This is a genomic window from Acidobacteriota bacterium (genome assembly GCA_016196035.1).
Lineage (GTDB): Bacteria > Acidobacteriota > Blastocatellia > RBC074 > RBC074 > JACPYM01.
This window is the reverse complement of sequence record JACPYM010000005.1, coordinates 73582-97700: the sequence shown is the minus strand read 5'-3', so window position 1 is coordinate 97700 and position 24119 is coordinate 73582. Positions and strand designations below refer to the sequence as shown.

Sequence of the window (24119 nt, the reverse complement as noted above, 5' to 3'; positions counted from 1 at the left end):
GCTACGCCTAACGGCCAATCCCGCGATATGTGAATCCAGCTTGCAACACCGCTGCCGGGTCAAGCACATTGCGCCCATCCACGATGAATTTCGTCCGCATCACCTCGCCCAGTTGTTCAAGTTCGAGATAGCGGAACTCTTCCCACTCGGTCACAACCACCAAGGCATCGCACTCTTCGGCCAGTTGCAGGATGTTCTCGGCGTATTCGACCTTCAGGTCAGGATGCTGCTTGCGGCAAGCCTCCATCGCAATTGGGTCGTAGACTTTCACCCGTGCGCCCCGCGACAGCAATTCGCGCGCAATGTCCAGCGCGGGCGCATCGCGCAGATCATCGGTTTCAGGCTTGAACGCCAAGCCCAGCAGGCCAATCGTCTTGCCCTTGATGATCTTCAATTCGGCTTGCAGCTTTTGCAGCGCCACGTGGCGCTGGCGCTGATTGACCGCCACCGTCGCGTGCAGCATCGCCGGGTCGTAGGCGTATTCCTTGGCAATATCCACCAAGGCTGACACGTCCTTGCCAAAGCACGAACCGCCCCAGCCTACGCCCGCGTTCAGGAACTTCGGCCCGATGCGGCTGTCCAAGCCAAAGCCGCGCACGACTTCGGTGATGTCCGCGCCGACACGCTCGCAGATGTTGGCGATTTCGTTGGCGAAGCTGATCTTGGTCGCTAGGAAGGCATTGGCCGCGTACTTGATCATCTCCGCCGACGCCAGATCGGTTGTCACGACGGGCACCGCCGTAAAGCCGCTCGGACGTGCAGCCGTCGGCGGCGGCGCAAAAGTTTGCTCGATGATTGGTTCGTACAGCGCGCGCAAACGTTCCGCCGCATAAGCATCACTCGCGCCAATCACGATACGGTCTGGGTAAAAGGTGTCGGTAATCGCCGAACCTTCGCGCAGGAATTCAGGATTCGACGCAACCAGGAACAAGTCTTCCGGTTTCAGCCCTGGCAGTTTGCGGCTCACTGAAGTCATTGACGTGCCGCCATTGCTCGCAGCCATGCTCGCCAGCTTTTCCCGATAGGCCGAATTGTCCTGCAAGCCCTCTTTCAAAATCATCTCAACCCAATTGCCCGACCCGATGGGCACGGTGGATTTGTTGACCACGATGCGGCGGCGTTCGCAATCGAGCGCGCGCCCGATTTGGCGCGCGACGGCCTCGACGTAAGACAAATCAGCCTTCCCCGTCGGCAGCGGCGGCGTGCCCACGGCGATGAAAATCACTTCGGCCCCTTTGACCGCCGCGCTCAACTCGGTCGAAAAACGCAAATTGCCGCGCTGCATGCCGGCGGTGATCAACTGATCCAGGCCCGGTTCATAGATCGGCGATTTGCCCGCGCGCAACATTTCAATTTTACGTTCGTCAATGTCTACGCAAACGACCGAACGCCCCAGATAAGCCAGACACGTCCCCGTGACCAAGCCGACATAGCCGGTACCGACAACACATACTTCCACGAATTTTTTCCTCCTTGAATCAACTGCGATGCGATTGGTGAGCCATAACGTATCGGGGATGAGGTGAACGAAGCGGGACTATAGCAAAGGGCCGGTTTGGCTGTCACTCAAGAAAAGTTGCGGCGCGTGGTCAAACCTTTGAACAAAAGTCCTGGGCGGTGCGCGCCTGACCGGACGTTCGACATTTCTACGCTCAAGCATTGCGAATCGTGAGACCTTCGTGCACAAGCTCGATGGTTTCGATGGCAACTTCATTGCCGTCCGATTTAAGGTCTGTGCCTGTGATTTTGGTCGGCCAGGCGTTGGTCAGCGTAAAGACCATCGTCGGCGCGCCAGTCTCGTCAAGCAGGCTGATGGTGACCGTCTCGCGCTTGATCGTGTTCAGCTTGATCTGGTTGAACCAGTCCCAAAACTTTTGATCGCCCTTGAAAACGCCCTTTTTCATCGTCACGTTACCGTACTTCTTGATTCCCGGCATTTTGATCGTTGAGAACACAGGGCTGTCGCCGTGACGGTACTCGATTGGCTGCGCTTCGACATCAAGCCCCGAGACCTCCTGGAAATTCATGACCTGCCCGCCCCAATTGACCTGGAAGTAAAACTTCGGTAACGGCCACACGCTCGCACTTTGTTTTGAACCATCGTCTGCCATAGGTCACCTCCGCCTTCTATTTCGGCTGCATCAGCAGCTTCGCCAGCCGCCAGTGTCCGTCTTCCTGATGCCAAAGCGCGGCGTAACGCCCGGTGTAAGTTTGCTTCTCTTTCCCACGTTCTCCGGCCACTTGCTTGTACGCGCCCCATTGCGTCGCGCTCGCGCCGCTCGCCTCAATCAGATCAGTCGTAATCGTCACCGCCTCGACTTCCACAGCCCCGGCCAGCGGCGTCAGAAAGTTCCGAATTGCCTCGCGGCCATGCAGCGTGTCCGTACCAGGCAACAGCAATTCGCCATCCTTGGTAAAATGCGCGGCGACTTCGGCTGGCGTGCCACTTCGCAAATCGCGAGCATAGGCTTGCATCTCCGCCTCGATGGCCTGGCGTTCGTTCACACGCTGCGGGCGGCTCAGCCCCGGGACGACAACCAAGCCGCCCAGGATGAAAGTCAAAAGGAGCAAGGAAAGTTTCTTCATACGCGTTCCCCCCTGTGAATCTTAGATCGGTTTTCATTTGCGTGTACGGTAGGCGCGCCGCGCCGGGACAGTACCGCTGCGCGGCTTTTTGCCATACACCGAAGTGAAAACCGATCTAGGCGATCTCACCGACGGCCTTTATGCTGCCGCTCAGGCTTGCGCCAGTACTGAAATTCGTCTTCGTGCACTTCGTAGTCAAGCTCGCCCAGGCGCGCCTGCATGCGTTCCTGCGCATCGGCGACGCCTTTGTTGTAAATGCTCGGCCCGATTTCTTCGAGGATGAAGGTGAGCAGCGCGCCTGCGGCCAGGTTGCCGAGCGGCTCCTCCATGTTCAACTCAAAGTATTTTTGCAGCGACTCAAGCGCATTCTGCTTTGCTTCTTTGGTCAGCTCGATTGCCATAGGTATTTGCGTTGCGCCTTGGCATACGCTGGCGCTACTCCTCATCGTAATATTTGCCCGGCTCTTTCGTATTGCCATCCGCCAGATCGCATAAGCGGCGAAAATTCGGCAACATCGCAAGCCAGGCGTCCTCGCCAGCCGTTTCAACGACTTTCTGTTTAATGGTTGGACGATCAACCATGTTCGGCTGCCTGAGCAGGAAGACGATGTCGTCGAGGTCTTTTTGCCGCCCGGCATTGAGCTTGAGAATCACCAGCCATTCAGGTGTCACCAAACGCAAACCATTTGACAGTTTAATTGCTTCCTTCAAAGCCGCCCGGTAATACTTCTGATACCCATCGTTCCGTACAATCCAATCAATTTGGACGGCGTACTTGCCGACCTGCTGCGTATAGCTATTGCCGCCAAAGTTCAGCCGATGTTGCGGCGTCAGCGACAAGTCCCGCGAGGCAATAATGTCGACATCTTTCGTCAGGCGCGGGCTGCCATAAAGGTGCATCGCCAACCCGCCCGCCAAGGCCCAGTCAATCTCTTCCTGCGCCGCGAGTCGGCCCAATTGTTGCGCGGCTTCGATGCCGGTATCAGTGGCAATCATCAGCTTGGCGGAGTCTTGCAGTACACGCTCGACAAGCTGTTGATAGTCATTCTCACTCATTCCCTTGCCTTATTCGTAATTGAAAGCAAGAAGGCGTTGACACACTCCTTGCCATATCACCCATTTCTTTCTCTTGCTCTCAAGCGCCTAAAGTCTGAATTAAGCCGCAGGAAGCGCGCTGACCATGACGTAATACCCATCAGGATCACGGAGTGCGAACTCGCTGGTGCCAGTATTGGGGCTCAAATGAGGTTCCTCTTCAAATCCAGCGACAAGCGCGCGAGCCCGTAGCAGCGTTTCATTGAAGTCATCCACGCGGAAGAACAAGAGTAGTCCATTGCCAGGCTGAGCGTGAGCGGGGCTAGTCAAGGGTGGATGTTCGTGGGCGCCCCACTGGTGAAGGCAAAGCAAGACCGTTCCATCTGTGTCCAGGATCTGCCCAAAGTCATCATGAGCGGGAGTCGTTTCCGGTTGGCCGAACAGCGACTGATACCACTTAAAGCTGCGAGCAACATCAGCAACGCCGATGATTGTCCATGTTCGCTTCATCGTTTCCTCTTGTTAAATTCGACCGCTGTTCTGGTGTCTAAATCAGAACACGCAACATTGGTACGGAACCGGGAGCGATAGCGACCGGGTGACTTCGTGTTAGACCTATTCGGCAGCACCCGGTCGCTATCGCTCCCGGTTCCGTACCGGCGCACTGTCCCAATGTTGGTTGTTCCGATTTAGCATTAGACACCAGCATCCAATACTAGACACCGGTGTCTAATGCTAGACACCTCATGCCACCTACCTAGAAGTGAACTTCGCACTGCCACTCTTCACTTCCGCTCAAACAAATACGCCGTCTCCAACAGCCTCGCTTCCTTACACCGCAAATTTGTTGCGGCTCAATTCGCCGCGCATGTGCCGCTGCCCGTTCCACAGAGACGCCGAGCCGCATTCGCCCCGCTTGTTCGCGGCTGGGCTAGGCGTGCTTTTGTTTCCGAGCCGTTTTTGGCTTTGCAGCTTTAGGCAGCGCTGTAACCACAGCGCGCAAGACATTGTTGACAGACTCTGCGGTCGTAAACACTTGTGCAACGTCTTGGTCAACCAACGCCACCAGACGTTCCTCACTGAGCTGTCCCGCAAAACGATTCGGCCGCGCCTGACGATAGTCAAAATTGTATTCCGGCAGCATCTCCTGTGATTCCGCCGGTGGTGTTTTAGAAACCGGTGTTTTCTTCATAAGCTTTACGTTCGCGCGGGGTCGGCAACCGCGCGCTGATGATTCGAATAATTTCGTTGGGCTGTTCGATAAAGCAGAGCAGCAACAACCGCTCGTTTATCGAAGGCCCGATGATAATCTCGCGCCGCTCATCAAACGAGTGAACTTCGTCGTCAAAGATTCGAGCCGGCGGATGGTCGAAGACAGTGCTGGCCTCGTCAAAGCTCACGCCTTGATGATTGACGAGGTTGGCCGCCGCCTTGTTTGGATCCCATTTGAATCTGTAACCCATACGCCAGCATTCAATGCCACGTTTTACTTCCGCTCAAACAAATACGCCGTCTCCAACAGCTTCGCCGCTTTCCCATCGTGCACCGCGAATTTGTTGCGTTGCAGTTCGCCGCGTGTGTTACGGTGCCCGTTCCACAACGCTGCCGAGCCGTATTCGCCCTTCTTATTCACGGCGTAAAAGATGATGTCTATGTCGGCCAGTTCCTGCTGGTTGTTGCCGTAACGCGCGGCCACGCGTTTGCAGGCTTCCATTGCGGCGTCGGTCGGCGATTTACCCTGGCGCATCATTTCGACAACGGTGTGCCCGCCGCTGATGTAGATATTCTCTTCGCCCAACCCGGTTGACCCGGCGGCGCCAACTTCGTTGTCTACGTAAAGTCCAGCGCCAATCACCGGCGAATCGCCGACGCGGCCGGGCATCTTCCAGGCCAGGCCCGAAGTCGTCGTGACACCGGAGATGTCGTTGTTGGCGTCTACGGCCAGGCAATTGATGGTGCCGGTCGGACGCCAGTGCAAAACCTCGGCAATCCAGTTTTGCAGGCGCGCGTCTTCAGGCGAAAGGTTGGTTTGCGAAACCTTGCGCGTGGAAGCGGAGGCGGGCTTGTGCCAGTTGGGACCCCAACTGTCTTTGGGATTCAGACTTTCGCGCCACGCCAGCCAAGCCTTGCGCGACTCTTCGGTCAACAGGTCTTCTTTTTTGAAACCGTGTTTGAGCGCGAATTTCTGCGCGCCTTCGCCGACGATCAGGATGTGGCTGGTGCGTTCGAGCACGAGTTTGGCGACGGAGGCCGGATTCTTGATGTTTTTGATGCTGGCGACCGCGCCCGCGCGCCGCGACGGACCGTGCATAACACTGGCATCGAGTTCGACTTCGCACTCTTCGTTGGGCAGCCCGGCGTAACCGACCGAATTGTCATCGGGGTCATCCTCGACAATGTTGACGCCCGCGACGACGGCATCGAGCGTATCGCCGCCCGCTTTCAAAATTTGCATCGCACGTTCCAGGCAACTGATGCCTGCCGGGGTGACGCCGCGTTTCGGCACGTTCGCGCCGTTCGCGCTGGAAATGATGACGGGCAAGGCTTGTCCAAGCGCAGCACGTTGTGGGGTGGTAGCGCTCAATGCTTCAGTGGGTAGAAAGGGTGCCGCCAGCCCCGCCAGCGCCGAGCCTTTGATGAAATCACGCCGTTTCAAATTGTCTTCGTTCATCGTGCCTCCTGATGATGTTTGTCTTTTGATGGCAATGGCTCAGTGAAAAACAGTTTGGCCGCAACTCAACGCCGAATTACGCACATCAGATCATCCCCAGTCTGCGTAAATCGGCATCAAGCTGCGGCGCATTTCCTTCATGCTTGAACCAAGGTGTTTTACGGTTTGTCAGATGGTGACGTGGGTGAAATGCCTTTCAACAACTCTTCGGCCTGTTTGATACGTTGTTCCGATTCGGTACCAACCGCTTTCACCGCGTTCAACTCTTTGGTCAGGTCTGCTTCCACGCGGCGCAAGCGTTCCTTTTCCTCCAGCACCAGCCGCAACCGGGTTTCTTGTTGCTGTTTGATTTGACGCATGGTGGCGTCGCGGTCGAGCGTAGCCATGTTCGCGGTTTGCGCCAGCAAGCCTTCGCGCGACATCAACTGATTCAGATTTTGTTCTTCCATTTCCAGCGCGGCGAGGCGGTCCTTGACCGTTTTCAACTCGCGCTCGTAATGATCCACGCGCAAATCCAGCCGCGTCATGCGCGCCATTTCCACCTGCGTCTGCTGCCGCAAATTGAGCGCGCGCATTTCGCCCACCAGCGTGTGCACTTCGCCCGCCAACACCATCACGGCTTGCACCAGCGCCTCGGATTGCAACGCGGGCGTCGTAGCGGCGGGGGGTGGCACTTGTGTTTGCGGCTGTTGCGTGGGCTGCGGCTGCTGCCCTTCCAGATCAATGATGTTCGGATATTGCGGCGGATTTTTGACAGGCTTGCGCACTTTGGCAGGTTGCTGGGCCGCCGCGTAAGTAACGTTCAGACAAAGAAGAAAAATGGCGAATAATAACTTGCGATACTGCATAAAACCTCAAAACGGCGGGCAAGGCGGCGTGCTCCGCCCTGCCCGCCAGTCAACCGAATGCCTCAAGCTTTTTTGAGCATGCGGATAATCCAGATCAAAATGATCGCGCCCACCGTCGCGGTGACCAGCGAACCAAGCAGGCCGCCAGCATGAATGCCGAGAAAGCCAAAACACCAACCGCCAATTACCGCACCCACGATTCCCACGAGGATGTCGCCAAGTAAACCGAATCCGCCGCCACGCATCAATGTGCCAGCCAACCAACCCGCGGCGGCGCCGATAATCAAAAACCAAAGCCATGAATTCATCTTGTTTTCTCCCTTCAGATCACTGGTGTTAGTCAATGAAGCGGCCAGCAAGGGGTGGATGCTTATCCAGCCAGCCCGCTTCGGAGCAACTACTACACTCTCGCACTGCGGAAAGACTACGGATGATTGCTATACTTAAATTATCAAGACCTCAGCGAATCGGGTTCGTGGCCGGATTCGCTGCTGATGCACTCCCCCGATTGTTTTGCGGCGCGCGCGGGAACACTGGCACACTGGCGTTGCCGTCTTTGTCCACGGCTTGCACCGCAAAAAAGTAATCGTCTTTGGAATACCCCTTTACGACGAAATCGTTCACCGCGCCGGTTTCGACGCTGCGTTGCCAGAACTGGGCGCGGCTGGCGCCAGCGCCATACTCGCCAGGGCTGCCGCGTTCACGCGCGTGACTTGCGCAATGTAAGCCGGGTCAACCAGTTCGAACACGTCACCGTATTTGATGCCATTTTCCTCGCGCACTTTCTGATGCTGACGGGTGTCGGCTTCATTCGGTTCGGTAAAACGCACCGCCGGAAAGCCGCGTTGTAAAAAGGCGCTGTGATCGCCGCCACGTCCATAACGGTCTCGACGGAAAATCAACGTCACTTCAAAATTGCTCACGTAGCGTTCGCCAATCTCTTTGATGTAACGGCCCAACTGCCGCGAAGGGCCGTCGTTTTCGCCTCCATTCGATTGGCGCGCGCGCGCTTCGGCTTCCGTTTCGGTCGTGGGCACGCCTTCGGCAAAAACACGCACGCGCCGGTTATCTCGCACGCCGTTGTCGCCCAGAGTGTTCCCGATAATGTCGTTGGTGAACATGGCCGTGATGTTCAGGTTTTTCTTCTTCGCCTCTTCGGCCCAATGATGCGCGCCCAACAAGCCCTGCTCTTCGCCCGGCACGGTCATAAACACGATGGTCGCGTCGAATTCGTATTTGGACATCACGCGCGCCATTTCCATTACCGCCGCCGTGCCCGAAGCGTAATCGCTCGCGCCCGGCGCATCGCTTTCGGCATCGGTCATGCTTTGCTTACAAACGCAGGAGTCGTAATGGCCGCTGACTACGACCAGGCGGTCTTTGGCTTCGGCTTGGACACCCGGCAACGTGGCGACGACGTTGACGAGTTTGGTTTCTTTGGTGACGCGGCCCCCGGCGGGTTGCATGAATTCGTCTTCGGTCACTTGCAAACGGCCCCCGGATTCGCGGCTGTATTTATCCATCTCGGCCTTGATCCAGCGCCGCGCCGCGCCGATGCCGCGCGTTTCACTTTCCTGATCTGACAAGGTATGGCGCGTACCGAAGCTCACCAGTTTGCGCAGGTTGGCTTCGATGTTAGCCGCCGAAATTTCAGCGACGATCTTTTCGATCTGGGGATTGAGTTTGGCGGCGCTTTGCACCTGCTGTGCTTGCGCCACGGGCAAAGCCAGACTGGCCAGCAAGACAAAACCGAAACTCAAGCGGAGCGCTTGTCTCATTGATCTTCCTCTCTCATTTGGAACGGACGGTATTTTTGCCAGATAGCGGGATTACGCCGGGGATTATAGGCGGGAAGGTTTGGAATAGGAAGCAGTAGTCAGTAGTCAGTAGTCAGTAGTCAGTAGTCAGTAGTCAGTAGTCAGTAGTCAGTAGGCGAAACAGCCAGAAGGGAACAAGTCAGGCTTACAGCTCTCGCCTACTGACTACTGACTACTTCCGAACTTCGTAAACAACCCCCTTCCACACGACGATGACCTGGCCGAGTTGGAAGAACTGTTCGAGCGAAGGGTTTTGAATCAGGATTTGCTGGTATTCCTGGCTGCCACGTTGCAGGCGCTTGATGGTCATTGAAGTTTCAGACTTGTAATCCTCATCAATCCAGAAACCGTGGTCGAAATAAAAGACGTGCCCGTTGAGCCGCTTCATCAAGAGTTTTGGTTGCTCCTGGGCTTCTTTGAGGTCGGCCTCTTTAGTGCGGGCGTCAATGCCTTTGGCTTCCTTATCGGAACCTTTCAGCGGCATAAACCCGAGCGAACGGCCCTTGAGCGCTTTCAATAATTCGTTGTTGCTGGCGGTCTTGCCGGCATCCGCCTTGGTCGCAAGCGCTTCTCCTGAGCGAGGGCGGCGCGGTTTTGGCAAAAGCAGTTCCTTCGCCATCTCTTTTGTCTCAGGCTGGCTTGGCTGCAAGCCCATCTCCCCCGGCAGGATGACACCACCCAGATGCAGAGGGCTAACCCCGCCAGCCGGTTGATTGCCATTTTGATGATTGAATGAAATTGCCGTCGCGGGCGGATTGAACGCCGGGGCTGGCACGGGCGGCGCGGCCACGGTTGGCGCGCTGGCTTCCATTGCCAGCGCGCGCAATTCCGACGTGTGGGCGGTCAGCGCCGCCGGATTGCCCGTGACCGGGAAATTCGGCGTGGTGGCTGGCGGCGGAATGGCAGGCCGCGCGGGGGCGGCTGACTCAGCCTTGAGCAAACTAATCAGTGGCGTGCCCGGCTGTGTGGTCACCACCGGCTCGTTGGTAGCGGGCTGGTTCAATGTTGTCGGGGTCGTCGGGGCCACGTTCGCTGCGGCATTCTTCGCCGCGTCATTTAACGAATTGGCGGAAAGTGGCGGCGTGCTTTCAGCGGTATCGGACATTGCCGCAGGCGTTTCGGCAAGCCGCGCTGCGACCTTGGCAGCCTGCCCGGCTTGCGGCGCCTGTGCGCGCCACCAAACGCCCGCGCCCAGCACGGCAAATAACACGGCGCAGGCCACGCCCGCCGCCGCCGTCCAACCTGAATTCCAGGCGCTGAAATCGAGCCATTGCGCCACGGCCCGCCGCCCGCGCGTCCACAACGGTTCGGCAACCTGTACGGGCGCGGCTGGTGACGCCGCGGGCAAGGGGCTAAGTTGATCGCTCAAGCGCGCCAAGGCCACGATGTGACGCCGGCAAGCGGCGCAATTTGCCAAATGTTTTTCAAATCGAAGCTGGCCGGGCGCTGCGAGGGCGCGCTCGACATAGGCGCTGGCCGTGTCGGCATCGAAGCCCGCACAGGGCGCAACCGGCGCGCCGCCCTGCCGCAGATGCCGCCGCAGCATCAGGTCAAAATCATCAGCCGGATTGTATTGTTTGTGTGCCACTGCTGTTTCACTTTGTAAAGGGGGTTTCCAAAGGTGCAAACCGTTAAGACTGGCTCTGCTCCCGTTTCCCTGTCGCCACTTGAACGTCTTGAGAGCCTAAGCTTGCGTATTGACGAAAAGCGTGTCGGTCAAACTCGGATCAAATTTCAGCCGCAATCATCAGGGCGCGCGCTCGACGACGGCAGCGCTCGCCTCGCTGATCAGCTTTCTGACATCCACTTCTGAACGCGCCGCCAGGGCCAGACACTCGGCGATCTCGGCGCGGCGTAAGCCATAGTTGCGCTGCAAAATTTCTTCGGTTTTCTTTTTGACCTGTTTTTGGGCTTTGGCGAGCCAGCGGCTGATGGTCGCTTCGTGCACGCTCATCAGCAAACCGATTTCGCGCAACGTCAGGTCATCGAAATAGTAATAGTTGAGCATCAGCCGGTCTTTGGGATCGAGCGCGGCAAAGGCCTGCGACATCGCCTCTTCGGTGGCGCGGCGCAAGCGCGTGTCTTCGATGTCATCGGGATGCACTATGGGCGCGTGCAGCGGCGCGTGATAGCCGTTCGCGCCGTTCGCCAAATCGGCGTAGTGATTGGCCAGGCGGTCGAATTCGCTGACCTCTTCGACCTGCTCAAAGCGCGCCGTCTGGCGCTTGCGATCAATGAAGGCCTGATAGATCACCGCGCGCAACCAGCCGCCCAATGAACCGCGCCCCGAATAATGCGCGAGCTTGCTCAAACGGCGGTCGCCCTCCTGCCGGATGCCGTAAAGCTCGCCGAAGACGAATTGCACCAGGTCTTCGCCCTCGGCATCGTCTTTGGTCAAGGCCCGCGCCGCCGCGTGCATGCCGTGTTTGTATTCGGTCTCAAAGGTGCGCCAAGCTTTTTCATCGCCCTTTTCGCAGGCAACGGCGAGGCATAATTCGTCAGCGCGCAGGCTGGTCAAAGCGTCGGCGGCGTGTTCGAGTTCTGCGGCAGTGTCGGCGTTTTTGTTGGCGCGCGTCAGCACAGCTTGCAAGCGCTGAGCGAACTCGGCTTGCGTGACGCCGTAACGCTCCACCACGCCCTCCCAGAGAGACTGAATGGTGCGTGCGTAACGCGCTGTGAAATCGTCCGTCTTCATCTCCGCCAACTTCGCCTCTGCCAGCCGGTCGCGCACCGGAGCGAATCGGGGTTCGGCCTCTGCGGCGGTCTCGCTCGTGACGGCAAAATCGCCCGCGCCAAATCCGGTTTCATTCGCCCACACCAGACCATCACCGCCCAGGGCGCTGGTCACGGCGGCGCTCAGGCCCGAACTCCAAACACTTAAGGGCTTTGCAAGGGTGAAAAGCCGCGCGCATTCTAGCACGCCAGGCAAAGACGGGGCGACAAAGGGGCGGGGAGCAAGGGAGAAATTCTTCAACTCTCCAACTCTCCCCCGCACACAGCCGCCCCGTCCTGCAAGCACTTGACCAGTTTCCGCACCAGAGCGGCGCGCACCGCTCCGCTGTTCGTGCACGGTTCGCGTACCGCCCGCCCCACGTGAAATTCGACCTTCGTCTTTTTTTGGCATAGTGCCTCGATAGTATTCCGCTCGACGCCGCCGCCCACCAGGATCGCGATCTCCGGCGCGGCCACGCGAGCCAACTCAGCCAGCCCTGTCAATCGTTGCGGCCATTCTTTGTTAATGTCTTTGGAATCACCGCTCGTCAGTATGCGATCTATTTGCGGATGGCGTTTGAGTTCTCGAATCGCCTGCCAGGAATCCGGCACGGCCTCAAACGCGCGATGAAACGTCGCTTTGGTCCCCGGCGCGCTCGCCAAGACTTGCGCGAGCAAGGTGTGATTGATGCGCGGGGCATCTCGTTGACCTGTCAAAAACCCTAACACCAACCCATCCACTTGCGCTGTGGCTGCCTTTGACCGGACAACCGACAACTCAGCGCATGAACGGGCCTGGGCGCAAAGTCTTTCAATCTTTTTTGCGTCCTGGACAAAAAAATCTTCCTCCTCGCGCAACATCACCCGCACCGGAATACGCACCGCCGCTAACACTTCTCGCACCAACGCGAAGGGCGGGGTCAACCCGCCGACTTCCAGATCGCGCACTAATTCAAGCCGGTCTGCGCCCCCGGCTTCAGCGGCCAGAGCATCGGCCACCGAACAGGCAATGACTTCGAGCATGAGAACACCACAGACCTTTTCAGCAACTCTCAAACAAAAGGCAGGGCCTCTCACCCTGCCTTTTGTAAGCCGCACTATTGTTGAGATCAGCGCGCTTTCAAGGCATCGCGGATTTCCGTCAACAACACCTCGGTCGAAGAAGGCGGCGGCGGCGGCGCGGCGGCGCGCATCCGGTTGTAGGCCCGCACCAACAGAAAAACGACCAAGGCCAGCAAGACGAAATCAATCACGTGTTGAATGAAACTGCCATAACGCAGCGCGATTTCGACCACCTTGTCGCCTTCCAGCCTGGTGCCCAGCACGATTTTGGCGCTGGCGAAATCCACGCCGCCCAGCGCCTTGCCGATCAGCGGCATCAGCAAATCGTCCACCACGGACGAGACGATTTTGCCGAAGGCGCCGCCGATGATGACGCCGACCGCTAAATCAAAGACGTTGCCTTTATTGATAAACTCCTTGAACTCGTTCCACATGCCGAAATCCTCCTAAAAGCTGGCTAAATTCTGGTTGGTCAGTGAGACGCCTTCTCAAAAGCAGCGCGAGGCGAGCCGCTCCCGACGTTGCTGGTAAGAGAGGCTTTGCGGGGGGAAACGCTGGTGTGGCTACTGCTGTTTGTGGGGATGAAATGCGGGCACGATCTTTAACCGCAACACTGCGGCTGTCAAGCTGGCAAGCTGGCAAGGCCGCCGCGTGTCACGGGCACACGCCGCTCCGAAGCGACAAGTGCAAACTTCAGGCCCGTTCAATCAACACCAACGACGCGGCTCCGGCGCTCCAGCAAAACCGTATCGCGCCAGACGCCGTGCAACTGAGCAATGCGCTCGCGCCTGCCGATTTCGCGAAACCCATGCCGGAGGTGCAAGCGCAAACTGGCCGCGTTTTCCGGGAAGATGGATGAGTACAATGTCCAAATGCCCTGCTGTTCAGATTCAGCAATCAACGCGGTCATCAGGGCCGTGCCGAGGCCACAGCCACGCGCGGCTTCGGCGATGTAAACGCTGACTTCGGCCACACCCGCATAGCATGCCCGTTTGGAGGTGGGACTCAACGCCGCCCAACCCAGCACGGCTTCGCCCGCACAAGCAACCAGACGGCACTGCGGCAAATGACCGGCGTCCCATTCCGGCCAAGCGGGCGCGCTGGTCTGAAACGTCGCCTGGCCCGTCACCAGGCCCGCTTGATATATCGCGCGCACTTGCGGCCACTCGCGCACGGTGAGCGGTGCAATCGTGAATTCCATCGTTACTCCTCGACGCCAGATCAATTTGCCCAAAATAAAACGAATCTGGCAAACTACGCAGGCTTGATGACAGCGTAATTGCAGCAACGTACTGAATCCAGCCAGCGGGCGCTCTCCGTATTGCAAAACGCACGCTGACTACCTCAAACACAAAGATAAAAGATAAAACTGCGGCAAACGACTAAGGAGAATGGATTATGAAAACAACCCCACAAATACAGGCTACGGCCTGCGCAATCACCGGTGCATTCTGCGCCTTCACCTTTACCATCGCCACCTATGCCCAATCAAATGTCTCTCAACCGTTGAAGCAGGTGAGCACGCAGCTCACAACCGCTTCGACCTTGAGCAGCACGCCAGAGCGCTCTACGTTGGCGCCGCTGAATTCAGCGGCGCCAACGCCCACGCCGATTTCCGAACCGGCTTCGCAAACGCCCAACCAACTCGCCGACCGCGTCAAAACCTATGACCGCAATGCCCCGCGCCGCGAAAACCTGCTCGGCATCAAACTCGTCAAGCATGTCAACGGCTTGTTCGGCGGCTTCGAGCAAGGCGCGGGCTTCGGTGGCTTCGGCGTTGAATTCACCACCGCCGACAGCCTGCCGGGCCTTGAATTGCGGGCGCGCGCGCTGACTTCGACTAGGCTTTACCGCAAGGGCGAGGTTGGTTTTTACGTGCCCAAGCTCGGTTCGGCAAACTCGCACGCCGAGGTTTATTTCACCTACCTGCGCCGCACCAAGGACAACTTCTTCGGCATCGGCCCGCGCACGACGGATGCCTTCGAGACGAACTTTGATCTTGAACAACGCTCCGTCACTGGCGCCTACTTTTATGATTTCTCGAAACATTTCCAGCTTGGCGGCTACGTGCGCCAAGCCAACACTGCCACCTATCGCGGCGTGGATAAGAAGGACAAACCGGTGGATCAACTGTTCACCGGCAACCCGGCCACGCCGGAGCCGCTGCGCTTTGCGCCCGGCTTGCGCACGAACCTCGACATTTTTTCTTACGGTGTCTATGCCGAGGCCAATTTCCGCAACAACGAAAAGGGGCTGACCAAAGGGTTTTACGTGTACGAACGCCTCGGCGGCAACCGGGGCACGGGCGACCGCGCGACCGGGTATCGCTGGACGGAATTTGAATCCGATCTGCGCGGCTATCTCCCCTTGGGCAGCCCCTGGACTTCGCTCGCCGTCCGCAATTATGTCGAGTTGAAGAACCCCACCGGCAGCAACAACCTGATTCCCTTCTACGATGAGTCTGCACTGGGCGGGCGCAGCTATGTGCGCGGCTTCCATACCTTCCGTTTTCGCGCCAACAACCTGCTGCTCTTTTCGACCGAGTTGCGCCAGACCGTCTGGAAACAGAAAGACCGGCGTGGTCTTGATCTCGTCGGCTTCGGCGATGGCGGTCAGGTCTGGGGCGATAAGCGGCCCCGGCTGCCCGCGCAATTCAGCGGCAATGACCGTTTTGACTCACGTAACTGGCGCTTCGGCACCGGCATCGGCGTGCAATACCGTTACAACAGAGATTTCGCCGTTCGTTTGGATTTCGCGCACACGAACGAGGCCAATAAAATTTACTTCACCCTCGGGCGCGGATTCTAACTCACAAATCTGCCGCCGCTTTTGGCAGCGCAAGGTGTTCGTGCGGCTCTCTGCCAACAGAGGCGGCCTTTTCTTTTCAGGAGATCGTTATGAAAAAGCAATTGGTCAAACTGGCGCTGTTGGGCGCTATGGTTTTTATGGCTTCGGCTTCGACCCTGGCCGTGCCGCTTATCAGTTTCCGCATCCAAGCCAAAGTTCCCTTTGACTTTCACATTGGCAACAAGAAGTTTCCCAAAGGCGAATACATCATCGAATCGGTCAGCGAGACCGGCGTCATGCGCATTAGCAATAACAAGGGCAAAAAAGCGATCAATTTCACCGCCGTGCGCGACAAAGAAAACAAAAAGATGAAATCGCGCCTCTCGTTCCGCCGCTATGGCGATCAGTATTTTTTGCGCAAGGTGTGGGACGGCCAGGACATCATCTATGAGTTGAGCCGTTCGAGCGCCGAGAAAAAAGTCGCCAAGGCACTCAAGGGCAAAGAAGATGCGGAAGGCGACGAAGTAGACAATTAAAGCAGGTTATAATTGAATGTACGGGATAACGTGTAGCGCTGGGGCGGTACCGCGCGCGTGAGCAAGCGGCGCGTCGAGCTTATGCCGTTGGCCGAACCGCCTAGTCACCGCTTGCTCACGCGCGCGGTACCGCCCCGCTCCGCGAATTTTCCCGTACATCGAAATGCGAACCGCTCTAAAGCGCGTTGCAACCGCGTGCGCGCAGTCGTCTGAAGCACTGCGGTCGCCGCGCGTACAACCTGAAGTAAAACTTTACGCAACCCTGGCTTGCACCTTCTGCCCGCATAAGTTTGGCGGAAGGTGCAAGCCAGATCAGCTTTACAAGCCTACGCCGCCAGCATACACTTGGTTCCCCCTCAACAAATCAAACAGCTTGTCCTTTGACCATGCAGGTAAGCAATTGCCGTGGGTGTCTGTTCCGCCCACTGGGCGCTTGCCAGGCCTGCATTGGGCTGACCCGCGAACGTGACTTGTAACCAGCTTTTTCCCGAGGTGCGTTATGAAATTTTATTGGCTGGCCGGGCGTAGCTTCTTATTGTGCGCTGCCCTGTTGCTTCAATCCTTGATGGCCCTGATGGCCGTGCCGTCCTTGACGGCACAGGCCCAAGACCGTTTGCGTCGGCCCACCAGCGACACCACAGCCGCGCCGCAGCCCGCCCAGTTGTTGACGAGCGCGGCCACCCTGCCCAAAGGCATGACCTTGCTTTGCGCCGTCGAAACGCGGCTGGATTCCAAGTCCGCGCGTGTCGGCGATGTTTTTCGCGCGCGCGTGACAGCTTCTGTGTTCGACGAGCAACGGCGCTTGCTGGTGCCGCGCGACAGCCTGGTCACCGGGCGGGTCGAATTTGTGCAACGCGCCCGCATGCATCGCCAGCCCGGCATCATTGAGGTCGGCTTCAGCGAATTGCTCATCGGCGACCAGCATTATCCGCTCAACGCCCTGCTGGTGCCCGCCGAAGGCCAGACACAATTGCAGTTGGATAACGAAGGCGCGTTGCAAGGCCAGCGTTCCACCAAAAAGCGCACGGTGGCCTTTATCGGCGCGGGCACGGGCGCGGGTGCGCTGATCGGCGCGGTCACTGTAGGGGCGGTGTTGGGCGCGGGACTGGGCGCGGGCATAGGCGTAGCGGCGGCCTTGCTCGCCAAAGGTAAACAGGCTGTGGCAGAACCAGGCATGTCCATCGGGGTTGAGTTAAATCAGCCGCTCGCGTTGTACGGCACGTCCGGCGCGCAGGCGGAATCTGGCGCACTCGAACCACTCAATGAAACGCCACGAACACGCGGCGGTAATTACGAGAATCCACCGCCAGCAGGCTATGAGACCTCGGTGCCGCGCCCGCGTCCCCAGGCGAACACCACTTTTAGTCCGGCGCCGCCGTTGAAAGGCGCCGCGAACAAAAACAGTCAGGGGTCGTCACCGAAAGGCAGCGCCAGCCCCACCAGACCAGCGCAAAACAGTCCGGCAGCCCGCCCCGTCAAAGCGCCCGTCCCGTTGGAGACCGGACGCGACGCCGGGGAGTTGCAGGCCGTCAACGTCAGCAATCTATTGGCCGAACGCAACGCTGACGGCAAGCTGTTGATTTCGATCACGGGTCAGGCGCCGACCGCCGGCTGGCGGCTGGCGCCGGAATCCAGCGTCGAAAACGGCGTCCTGCAAATCAAACTCAAAGGCTTTCCGCCCCAGGGCATGGCCGCGCAAGTGATTTCCTATCCGACCAAAGTCATCACGGTGGATGATCCCGAGCGCAAAATTCAACGCATCATTGCGCGCGGGCCGACCACCGCGCGGGCGACCGTGCCCTTGACGCGCGGTGGCGGCGGCACCAGCGCGAGCAGCGGCGGCACGACCAAAGAAACGTATTCGGCGGCAGGCACGCGCATCTCTGACAAACTGGATGCGCTGGTGGAAGATTATGCGCGTTGGATGCAGGCGTTGCGGGCTGGCGACGGCACCTACAGTTTTGATGACGCGCGCACCAAAGACAAACCCGAAGCGCAGTTGCTGTACGCCTTTGACCGGCTGGCCGAATCGGCGCGTGTGCTGCGTGGGGCGCTGCCTGCGGACGTGAGCCGCCGTGCGGTGCGCGAGTTGACCAACGGCGTCCCCATCGCCAATCGCATTCTGCCCAGCACGCGCATTCCGGCGGAATTCACGCAACGCTGGCAGGATATTCAACGCGAGATCAATCAATTCGCAGGCGCTGCGGCGGGGGGCAAGTAACGCCGCGCTGAGTCGAAAACAATGCGCTCGCCAGCTCGGCGCGGGCTGCGAACCAACCCCTTTACAAGGGCGCAATGAGCGACTACATTGCGCGCGCCGCAGCGGAAATTAAGTAGTACAACGAAAAAGGCACTTTGCGTAAAAGCCGGAAATTGCAGCGGTGTGAGCGGGCAAACTTGCCACTGCTGTTCAACCAATAGCCGGCGGCACAGCGCGCATCCATTACCGTGGTGGTACTGGGGTGGCGCTGGGGCGCTCAGTCTGTTTCAGAAAGGTGCGTTATGAAACTGTCCAGGCCAATTTGTTTGTCCCTGCTGCTCGGCCTCACGCTTTTGTTAGGTGTGGGAGAGGGCAGCCACGCGCAAAAGAAGTCACAAGACCCCGATTGCTGTATACCGCCCGCAGGCCCCGGCGTGTCCGCGTGCACCGTCATCGAGGCTTGCCTGGATCAAGAGATTGAAACCAAGAAGATGCGCACCTGCTGCCCCGTTCGCGTGACCGCGACGACGCAAAAGGATGTCCTTGGTTACAATGGCCGGGTGATTTTGCCGCGCGGGAGCGTCTTTATGGGCATCGCCTCGCTCAAGGCGCCCGCTGAATCACGGCGGCGGCCCGCGCTGATTGAAGTGGTCTTTACGCAATATCTGATTGGACAAGGACGCAATCAACGCGTCGTGTTGCTCACCCCCGCCGCGACGCTGGCGGCGCATCCGGCCCATCCAAAATCGCAATGGCTCACCTCTGCGCCTTCGGCCCGGCAAAGATCCGATCTATTGGCCGACCGCCGCCCCAACGTCGAACGCAACACGGTCTTGATCGCCGGTGGGGCGGGCTTGGGCGGCGCGGCGGGCGGCGCAGTCACCGGCACGGTCTTAGGAGCAGGCCTGGGGATGGGGATCGGCGCGGGTGCGGGGCTAGTCTTCGCGTTGCTGGCCAAAGGGCGTGATGCCGTGATTCCCGCCAACTTGCCCATCGGCCTGCGCTTGTGCGGTGGCTGGCGCGCAACGGGCGGTGCCGGCTACAGTGGCTACAGGCCGCCCGGCCCCAGACCGCCCGGCTCAAGACTACCCGCGTCTTACCCAGGCTCCCCAGGCGGCGGCTTTGGCCAGTCCGTGCGCGTGCTGAGTATGCGCGCATCACAAGCGCAAAGCGGCGAAATTCAAGTGCAGGCAGTTGCCGAAGCGCCCAATGGTACCTGGGATGTGTTTATCGAAAGCCTCGGTGTCCAGAACGGCATCCTCAATCTCAGGATGCTCGGCTACGCCACGCAAAACTGGTCAGCCAATCAGCGTGCGCCGCAGCGGCAGGAAACCCGCTTCAATTGGGCTGATCCTTATCATCGCGTCAAACGTGTGGTGATTCGCGGCGCCCAAAATACGCTGGCCCAGTCCTACATTCATCCACTGGGCAGCGGGAACCTCATTCCCACAGAACTCGGAACAGGCGAGGTTGATCCGGTGGCCCAGCGGGTGGCGCAGCAGTTAAACGTGTTGGCGCAATCCTATGAACGGGATGTGGGGGCGAACGTGAGCCGGAGCACTGACCCGCTCGCCAGCGGCTTGCAGCGCTTGCGTGGCGCCAGCACCAGCCAACTCGTTTTACGCGATGCGCTCAATCGCGCCGCCGAAGCGGCCCGCCCCTTGCGCGAACCCATGGCGGCAGAGGCCAAACGCGTGGCGGTCAGCCGCTTGCTCAATCGCGCCGACGCAGTTGAACGGGCGCTCAGCAACGTGCCGAATTTTCCGGCGGGTTACCGGCAAAGCTGGCAGGCCATTCAACAAGACCTGAATTATCTGGCTGACGCCACGCCCGGCGTTATCCGTCCGTAAGGCCGTAAGGCGGCGCGGGCGCGGCAGGCGGCGTTGCGAGGCATGGGGTTCATTTGTCATTGCCCGACAGCGCATTCCGCAATGAACAATGAACAATGAACAATGAACAATGAACAATGAACAATGAACAATGAACAATGAACAAAGCCTAAAACACCTCACAAGGAAACTTCATGGACAGTGACACTGTCGGCATTGGCTTGATTGGCACCGGCTTCGCGCGCAGCGCGCAAGCGCCCGCCTTTCGCGCGTGTGAGGGCGCCGAACTCGCCGCCGTGTGCAGCGGCAGTTACGAGAACGCCCAGAAGACCGCCGCCGAGTTCCACATCCCGCAGACCTGCCACACCTACCAGGAACTGCTCGCCCTCGCTGAAGTAGACCTCGTCGTCATCAGCGCGCCGCCCTATTTGCATCAGCAAATGGCGCTCGCGGCGTTGGAGGCGGGCAAACACGTCATTTGCGAAAAGCCGATGGCGCTCAATGCCGCCGAGGCACGCGCCATGCTCAACAGCGCCGCGCGCCATCAACGTCAATTGGCTGTCATTGATCACGAACTGCGTTTCAATCCGACCTGGCGGCGTATGAAGATGCTGATTGACAGCGGCTTTGCCGGTGACATTCAACACGTCAGCCTGACAATTGCCGCCGGGTTTCGGCATTCGGCCTTGCGCCCTTGGAATTGGTGGTCGCAATTGGCCGCGGGCGGCGGTTTGCTGGGCGCGCTCGGTTCGCACGCCATTGACGCCGTGCGCTGGCTCTTCGGCGAAATCGAAGCCGTCAGCAGCACCGTCACCACGCTGGTCGCCGAACGCAAAGACTCCAAAACCGGCGAAATGCGTCTCAACGAAACCGACGATTATGTCTCGGCGCTGCTGCGCATCGTGCCGCCGCGCGGCAAGCTGATTCACGGCACGCTGCTGCTGTCGGCGCTCTATGCCAGCGGCGGCAAAAACAACATCACCATCGTCGGCAGCAACGGCACCATCGTGCTCGACGGCGACGAAACGCTCACCGCCGCGCAAGGCTTCAATCATCCCTTTGAAGATTTGTCACTGGGCGACCGCGCGCGCGAAGTGTCCTGGCTGCCCGACAACATCTGGGCGCGCTCGTTTTACCACCTGGCGCGCGAAGCCGTGCAGGCCGTGCGCGAAAACCGCACCGAGATCGCCCACGCGGCGACCTTCGCCGACGGCTTGCGTTGTCAGGAAGTGATTGACGCCATCAAACAAGCGCACGCCGAACAACGCTGGATCGAGATCGGCTAAACCGCCGTCTTTACCTGCTCGCGTAATCCACACCCCGGCTACTTGTACAGTGGACTGTTCGTCCGCGGTACAACGCCAAACTGAGAATTACCGGAATTAAGGCGTTAGGCTGAAAATCGCTCACCCTTGTCGTAGCGCATTTCTGCGCTACGACAAGGGTGAGCGTTCATTCAACCTCATTGGCCTTGCGGTAATGGCGACAGCGTTTCCAGACCACGTCGTGCGGGCGCTGTCGCCCGCACGACTAGCAAGGCGGATAACCGAGGTAAACATCCACGAAGGCCGAGCCGGTCATCCCGTCCGCATCCGTCGCGTAAAGATAGATGCGCACCGTGTAGCCGCCGCAATGGAAGATGGTGTTGGTCGAAGGCTTCCAGGGCGTGCTGATCAACTGAAAGATTTGTTGACCGTTGACGACCGTGCCCTGCCCCAGCGTGATGTTGCTGTTTTGCAGCACCCATTTGTACGAGACCGGATTCTTGCCGTCCGGGTCAACCGCCGTCCCTTGCAAGTTCACGACCTTGTAAGGGTCGAGGTAGTTGTTATTGAGCGGATTGGAAATCGTCACGACCGGCGGCCCACTGGCGGGCGGGTTGACGACGTTGATGACGACGCTGTCCGTGCCCATCGCGCCCAGCGAATCGGTGCCGGTCAGCTTGATGGTGCGCTGGCCGAGCGTCGAGAAAGTGAAGCTCGGTTGATAACCCGTATGCGACGGATCGCCGGGATTGCTGCTTGTCCACTTCATCGCGTTCTTGTCCAGTGAGAAGCCCACTTCGTTTGGGTCGAAGGAACTGCTGTCGAAGAAATACTGGAAACCCTTGTACAAGGTCTGGCCCGGCGTCGGCGTGATGATCTTCACCGTCGGCGGCGTGTTGGCGCCGACTTTGAGCGTGATCGTGTCCACATCAAACGCGCCGTTGCTATCGGTCACGGTCAGGGTGATGAGTTGCGTGCCGGGAATCGTGAACGCATGGAAGATCGAAGTGCCGCCGCCGAGCGCGCCTTCCTTGTCCGACGTCCATTTCAGCGTCAGGTTGGCGTCTTCGTAATCCACACCTTCGCCCTGCAACTGTATACCGAAACCGCCCAGCCCGACGTTGCTGTTCGTCAACGGCGTGATGATGCGCGCCTCGGGGGCGCTGTTGGCGGGCGCATCGAAGATCGAAGTACGCAGCGCGCCCAATTCAGATTCGATCAGGCCCATTGAACTGAAGTCGAATTCGCCGCCCGCCTTGGTGCCGCCCCAGAGCGTGCCGTAAAGATGCGCCGAAGGCAGGCCGCCTTGCAGCGCGGAGCTTTCCCAGCGAAAGACCGGCGAGCCGCTGTCGCCCGGCATGGAATTGGCCTGCACGCGGTTCTGGCAGAGCATCGTGATGCCGCTGTCGTTGCCGTTCTTGTCGGAGACATTGATGTCTGTGCAGGTGTCAGAGACCTGGCCTTCAGTCATCCCCGTGGTGCGGCCTTCCTTTGCCAGCGTTTCGCCTTCGAGCGGAAAGGCCACTTCGTCGAAGATGCGGAACTTGGTGAGAATGGGCGAAACGCTGTTGTAAGGCGTCGTGGCGATGTGGCCGAAATCGCCGGCCATTAGCGGCGTCGCCTGATTCAACCCGTGACTGCGCCGCGCGAAGGCCGTGTCGCTGAAGCGGCACAGCCGCCCCCCCGGACAAGGCCCGTTGACGATAAACGGCGGGTCGGCGATTTCCGCGCCGATGCGATTGGCTACGCCGTTTTTCACGGCTTGATGATAGACCGTGCCGTCCACCACGCCGCGCGTGGCCGTGCAATGCGAGCAGGTCACGAAACCCGCCGCACCCGCGCGCGCCGCCAGAAAGCTGGTGGTGCAAAGGCCGAGGCCGAAATCAATTTGCAAGCCCCCCAGCACCGGGCGCTGTGTGTCTTGCAAGCCTTGCAGAAACTCGACGCGCGGCGTCTCGACGATGTCCACGGCCTGACGCGGCACGCCGAATTGCGCGAGCGCGCGTTCAACGGCGGGCATGACGCTGGCGCTGTCCACGCCGATTTGCAGCCGGTTTTTCGATTCGCGGATGCTAGTCGTGACGACGCCGGGAATGGTCAGCGTGGTCAGGCGATGACGGTCGTGCCAGGCTTTGAGCGCCAGGAAACTGTACTGCCCCTGCTCGACTTCGATGCCGCCTTCGGGTAGGCGCGGGCGGCCAAAGACTTCGATGATGGCCGCCTCTGCCGCCGCGCGTTGCGTGGTGTCGAGCAGATAAACGTGCAGCGCCCGGTTCTCACCGATGTACATGCCGCCGAAAGCGGGCACGCGCCGCGCGACTTCAGCCAGCCGATCGTCGAGGGTTGGCGGTGGTTGTTCCGGCGCGCCCGCTTGGGCAAGCGCGGCCTGCGCCACCGGGTGGAAACGGCCCGGCCCGGTCAGTCCCAGCAACACACACAGACTCAGCATAAGCGCGCCTAGCAGCGCGCGCGGGTTTGCTTTCATTGTCTTCGTTTTCATGGTTGTATTCCTTTCGTAAGCTCTTTCGTCGTTCCTTGCGTTGTGAAGGCGTCGCGGTTTGACGTCCTCGCTGGTCTAATGCGGGAGCGGTGGCTGAAAACTTGAACGCCGGTGAAATTAAATTTTGGGTAGTGGTGAAATGGGGTGGGATAACGTAGGGGCAGACCTGCGTGTCTGCCCCGGTCGCGTCAGACGGAATCGAAGGCTGTAGATGCCACCGGGGCAGACACGCAGGTCTGCCCCTACGTTGGGTTCGTCATCCCACCTCATT

24 protein-coding genes are annotated in these 24119 nt (G+C 59.1%); 5 read left to right on the top strand and 19 right to left on the bottom strand.

The window, feature by feature from the left end; genetic code table 11:
• Positions 1–7: 7 nt before the first annotated feature.
• The 18 genes from HY011_01930 to HY011_01845 all read right to left on the bottom strand — a co-directional run bounded on the left by HY011_01930 (position 8) and on the right by HY011_01845 (position 13932).
• Entirely contained in the window at positions 8–1459 is a 1452-nt protein-coding gene (locus HY011_01930) for a UDP-glucose/GDP-mannose dehydrogenase family protein (protein ID MBI3421675.1), read from the bottom strand.
• A gap of 193 nt (positions 1460–1652) precedes the next feature.
• On the bottom strand, positions 1653–2111 hold the full coding sequence (locus tag HY011_01925; protein MBI3421674.1) for a phage tail protein: 459 nt from the start codon (positions 2109–2111) through the stop codon (positions 1653–1655).
• Between the two features lie 16 nt (positions 2112–2127).
• On the bottom strand, positions 2128–2586 hold the full coding sequence (locus tag HY011_01920) for an SgcJ/EcaC family oxidoreductase (GenBank protein MBI3421673.1): 459 nt from the start codon (positions 2584–2586) through the stop codon (positions 2128–2130).
• 125 nt (positions 2587–2711) lie between these two features.
• Positions 2712–2987 (bottom strand): DUF2164 domain-containing protein, encoded by a 276-nt coding sequence (locus HY011_01915; protein MBI3421672.1) that lies wholly within the window; start codon positions 2985–2987, stop codon positions 2712–2714.
• Positions 2988–3021: 34 nt separating this feature from the next.
• Positions 3022–3642 carry a hypothetical protein gene (locus tag HY011_01910; GenBank protein MBI3421671.1) on the bottom strand — a complete coding sequence of 207 codons (621 nt, stop codon included), beginning with the start codon at positions 3640–3642 and terminating at the stop codon, positions 3022–3024.
• A gap of 99 nt (positions 3643–3741) precedes the next feature.
• A complete protein-coding gene (locus HY011_01905; GenBank protein ID MBI3421670.1) occupies positions 3742–4131 on the bottom strand; it encodes a VOC family protein in 390 nt (129 codons plus the stop codon).
• 421 nt (positions 4132–4552) lie between these two features.
• A complete protein-coding gene (locus HY011_01900) occupies positions 4553–4813 on the bottom strand; it encodes a hypothetical protein (GenBank protein ID MBI3421669.1) in 261 nt (86 codons plus the stop codon).
• Positions 4791–5084 (bottom strand): BrnT family toxin, encoded by a 294-nt coding sequence (locus HY011_01895; GenBank protein MBI3421668.1) that lies wholly within the window; start codon positions 5082–5084, stop codon positions 4791–4793. Before HY011_01895 ends, HY011_01900 begins: the two co-directional genes overlap by 23 nt.
• A gap of 23 nt (positions 5085–5107) precedes the next feature.
• Positions 5108–6277: a N(4)-(beta-N-acetylglucosaminyl)-L-asparaginase gene (locus tag HY011_01890; protein MBI3421667.1), complete on the bottom strand. Its 1170-nt coding sequence runs from the start codon at positions 6275–6277 to the stop codon at positions 5108–5110.
• A gap of 173 nt (positions 6278–6450) precedes the next feature.
• Positions 6451–7140 (bottom strand): hypothetical protein, encoded by a 690-nt coding sequence (locus tag HY011_01885; protein MBI3421666.1) that lies wholly within the window; start codon positions 7138–7140, stop codon positions 6451–6453.
• Between the two features lie 62 nt (positions 7141–7202).
• On the bottom strand, positions 7203–7448 hold the full coding sequence (locus HY011_01880) for a GlsB/YeaQ/YmgE family stress response membrane protein (GenBank protein ID MBI3421665.1): 246 nt from the start codon (positions 7446–7448) through the stop codon (positions 7203–7205).
• 151 nt (positions 7449–7599) lie between these two features.
• Complete coding sequence (locus HY011_01875) at positions 7600–7764, bottom strand: hypothetical protein (GenBank protein ID MBI3421664.1); 165 nt, start codon at positions 7762–7764, stop codon at positions 7600–7602.
• Complete coding sequence (locus HY011_01870; protein MBI3421663.1) at positions 7761–8918, bottom strand: M28 family peptidase; 1158 nt, start codon at positions 8916–8918, stop codon at positions 7761–7763. The genes HY011_01875 and HY011_01870 overlap by 4 nt, the downstream gene beginning before the upstream one ends.
• A gap of 211 nt (positions 8919–9129) precedes the next feature.
• Positions 9130–10545, bottom strand: a complete 1416-nt coding sequence (locus tag HY011_01865; GenBank protein ID MBI3421662.1) for a zf-HC2 domain-containing protein — start codon at positions 10543–10545, stop codon at positions 9130–9132.
• A gap of 159 nt (positions 10546–10704) precedes the next feature.
• Positions 10705–11805, bottom strand: coding sequence for a sigma-70 family RNA polymerase sigma factor (locus HY011_01860; GenBank protein ID MBI3421661.1), 1101 nt, complete (start codon positions 11803–11805; stop codon positions 10705–10707).
• Between the two features lie 122 nt (positions 11806–11927).
• Positions 11928–12692 carry a hypothetical protein gene (locus tag HY011_01855; protein MBI3421660.1) on the bottom strand — a complete coding sequence of 255 codons (765 nt, stop codon included), beginning with the start codon at positions 12690–12692 and terminating at the stop codon, positions 11928–11930.
• 86 nt (positions 12693–12778) lie between these two features.
• Positions 12779–13165 carry a large-conductance mechanosensitive channel protein MscL gene (gene mscL, locus HY011_01850; GenBank protein MBI3421659.1) on the bottom strand — a complete coding sequence of 129 codons (387 nt, stop codon included), beginning with the start codon at positions 13163–13165 and terminating at the stop codon, positions 12779–12781.
• A gap of 269 nt (positions 13166–13434) precedes the next feature.
• On the bottom strand, positions 13435–13932 hold the full coding sequence (locus tag HY011_01845) for an N-acetyltransferase (protein MBI3421658.1): 498 nt from the start codon (positions 13930–13932) through the stop codon (positions 13435–13437).
• A gap of 197 nt (positions 13933–14129) precedes the next feature.
• On the opposite strand from HY011_01845, the gene HY011_01840 reads away from it, so the two are divergent.
• The 5 genes from HY011_01840 to HY011_01820 all read left to right on the top strand — a co-directional run bounded on the left by HY011_01840 (position 14130) and on the right by HY011_01820 (position 21369).
• Complete coding sequence (locus HY011_01840) at positions 14130–15539, top strand: BamA/TamA family outer membrane protein (GenBank protein MBI3421657.1); 1410 nt, start codon at positions 14130–14132, stop codon at positions 15537–15539.
• An 89-nt stretch (positions 15540–15628) separates the two neighbouring features.
• Positions 15629–16054: a hypothetical protein gene (locus HY011_01835; protein MBI3421656.1), complete on the top strand. Its 426-nt coding sequence runs from the start codon at positions 15629–15631 to the stop codon at positions 16052–16054.
• A 499-nt stretch (positions 16055–16553) separates the two neighbouring features.
• Positions 16554–18275, top strand: a complete 1722-nt coding sequence (locus HY011_01830) for a hypothetical protein (GenBank protein MBI3421655.1) — start codon at positions 16554–16556, stop codon at positions 18273–18275.
• A gap of 281 nt (positions 18276–18556) precedes the next feature.
• Complete coding sequence (locus HY011_01825) at positions 18557–20104, top strand: hypothetical protein (GenBank protein MBI3421654.1); 1548 nt, start codon at positions 18557–18559, stop codon at positions 20102–20104.
• A 173-nt stretch (positions 20105–20277) separates the two neighbouring features.
• Positions 20278–21369 (top strand): Gfo/Idh/MocA family oxidoreductase, encoded by a 1092-nt coding sequence (locus HY011_01820; protein ID MBI3421653.1) that lies wholly within the window; start codon positions 20278–20280, stop codon positions 21367–21369.
• Between the two features lie 244 nt (positions 21370–21613).
• On the opposite strand, the gene HY011_01815 is transcribed toward HY011_01820, so the two are convergent.
• Entirely contained in the window at positions 21614–23848 is a 2235-nt protein-coding gene (locus tag HY011_01815) for a hypothetical protein (protein ID MBI3421652.1), read from the bottom strand.
• Positions 23849–24119 lie beyond the last annotated feature (271 nt).

What these genes read in the sequence shown, in the direction of transcription:
- HY011_01925 (MBI3421674.1), bottom strand. Translation starts at nt 2,111, where the DNA reads ATGGCAGACGATGGTTCAAAACAAAGTGCGAGCGTGTGGCCGTTACCG.
- HY011_01920 (MBI3421673.1), bottom strand. Translation starts at nt 2,586, where the DNA reads ATGAAGAAACTTTCCTTGCTCCTTTTGACTTTCATCCTGGGCGGCTTG.
- HY011_01915 (MBI3421672.1), bottom strand. Translation starts at nt 2,987, where the DNA reads ATGGCAATCGAGCTGACCAAAGAAGCAAAGCAGAATGCGCTTGAGTCG.
- HY011_01910 (MBI3421671.1), bottom strand. Translation starts at nt 3,642, where the DNA reads ATGAGTGAGAATGACTATCAACAGCTTGTCGAGCGTGTACTGCAAGAC.
- HY011_01905 (MBI3421670.1), bottom strand. Translation starts at nt 4,131, where the DNA reads ATGAAGCGAACATGGACAATCATCGGCGTTGCTGATGTTGCTCGCAGC.
- HY011_01900 (MBI3421669.1), bottom strand. Translation starts at nt 4,813, where the DNA reads ATGAAGAAAACACCGGTTTCTAAAACACCACCGGCGGAATCACAGGAG.
- HY011_01895 (MBI3421668.1), bottom strand. Translation starts at nt 5,084, where the DNA reads ATGGGTTACAGATTCAAATGGGATCCAAACAAGGCGGCGGCCAACCTC.
- HY011_01885 (MBI3421666.1), bottom strand. Translation starts at nt 7,140, where the DNA reads ATGCAGTATCGCAAGTTATTATTCGCCATTTTTCTTCTTTGTCTGAAC.
- HY011_01880 (MBI3421665.1), bottom strand. Translation starts at nt 7,448, where the DNA reads ATGAATTCATGGCTTTGGTTTTTGATTATCGGCGCCGCCGCGGGTTGG.
- HY011_01870 (MBI3421663.1), bottom strand. Translation starts at nt 8,918, where the DNA reads ATGAGACAAGCGCTCCGCTTGAGTTTCGGTTTTGTCTTGCTGGCCAGT.
- HY011_01855 (MBI3421660.1), bottom strand. Translation starts at nt 12,692, where the DNA reads ATGCTCGAAGTCATTGCCTGTTCGGTGGCCGATGCTCTGGCCGCTGAA.
- mscL (MBI3421659.1), bottom strand. Translation starts at nt 13,165, where the DNA reads ATGTGGAACGAGTTCAAGGAGTTTATCAATAAAGGCAACGTCTTTGAT.
- HY011_01845 (MBI3421658.1), bottom strand. Translation starts at nt 13,932, where the DNA reads ATGGAATTCACGATTGCACCGCTCACCGTGCGCGAGTGGCCGCAAGTG.
- HY011_01840 (MBI3421657.1), top strand. Translation starts at nt 14,130, where the DNA reads ATGAAAACAACCCCACAAATACAGGCTACGGCCTGCGCAATCACCGGT.
- HY011_01835 (MBI3421656.1), top strand. Translation starts at nt 15,629, where the DNA reads ATGAAAAAGCAATTGGTCAAACTGGCGCTGTTGGGCGCTATGGTTTTT.
- HY011_01830 (MBI3421655.1), top strand. Translation starts at nt 16,554, where the DNA reads ATGAAATTTTATTGGCTGGCCGGGCGTAGCTTCTTATTGTGCGCTGCC.
- HY011_01825 (MBI3421654.1), top strand. Translation starts at nt 18,557, where the DNA reads ATGAAACTGTCCAGGCCAATTTGTTTGTCCCTGCTGCTCGGCCTCACG.
- HY011_01820 (MBI3421653.1), top strand. Translation starts at nt 20,278, where the DNA reads ATGGACAGTGACACTGTCGGCATTGGCTTGATTGGCACCGGCTTCGCG.
- HY011_01815 (MBI3421652.1), bottom strand. Translation starts at nt 23,848, where the DNA reads ATGAAAACGAAGACAATGAAAGCAAACCCGCGCGCGCTGCTAGGCGCG.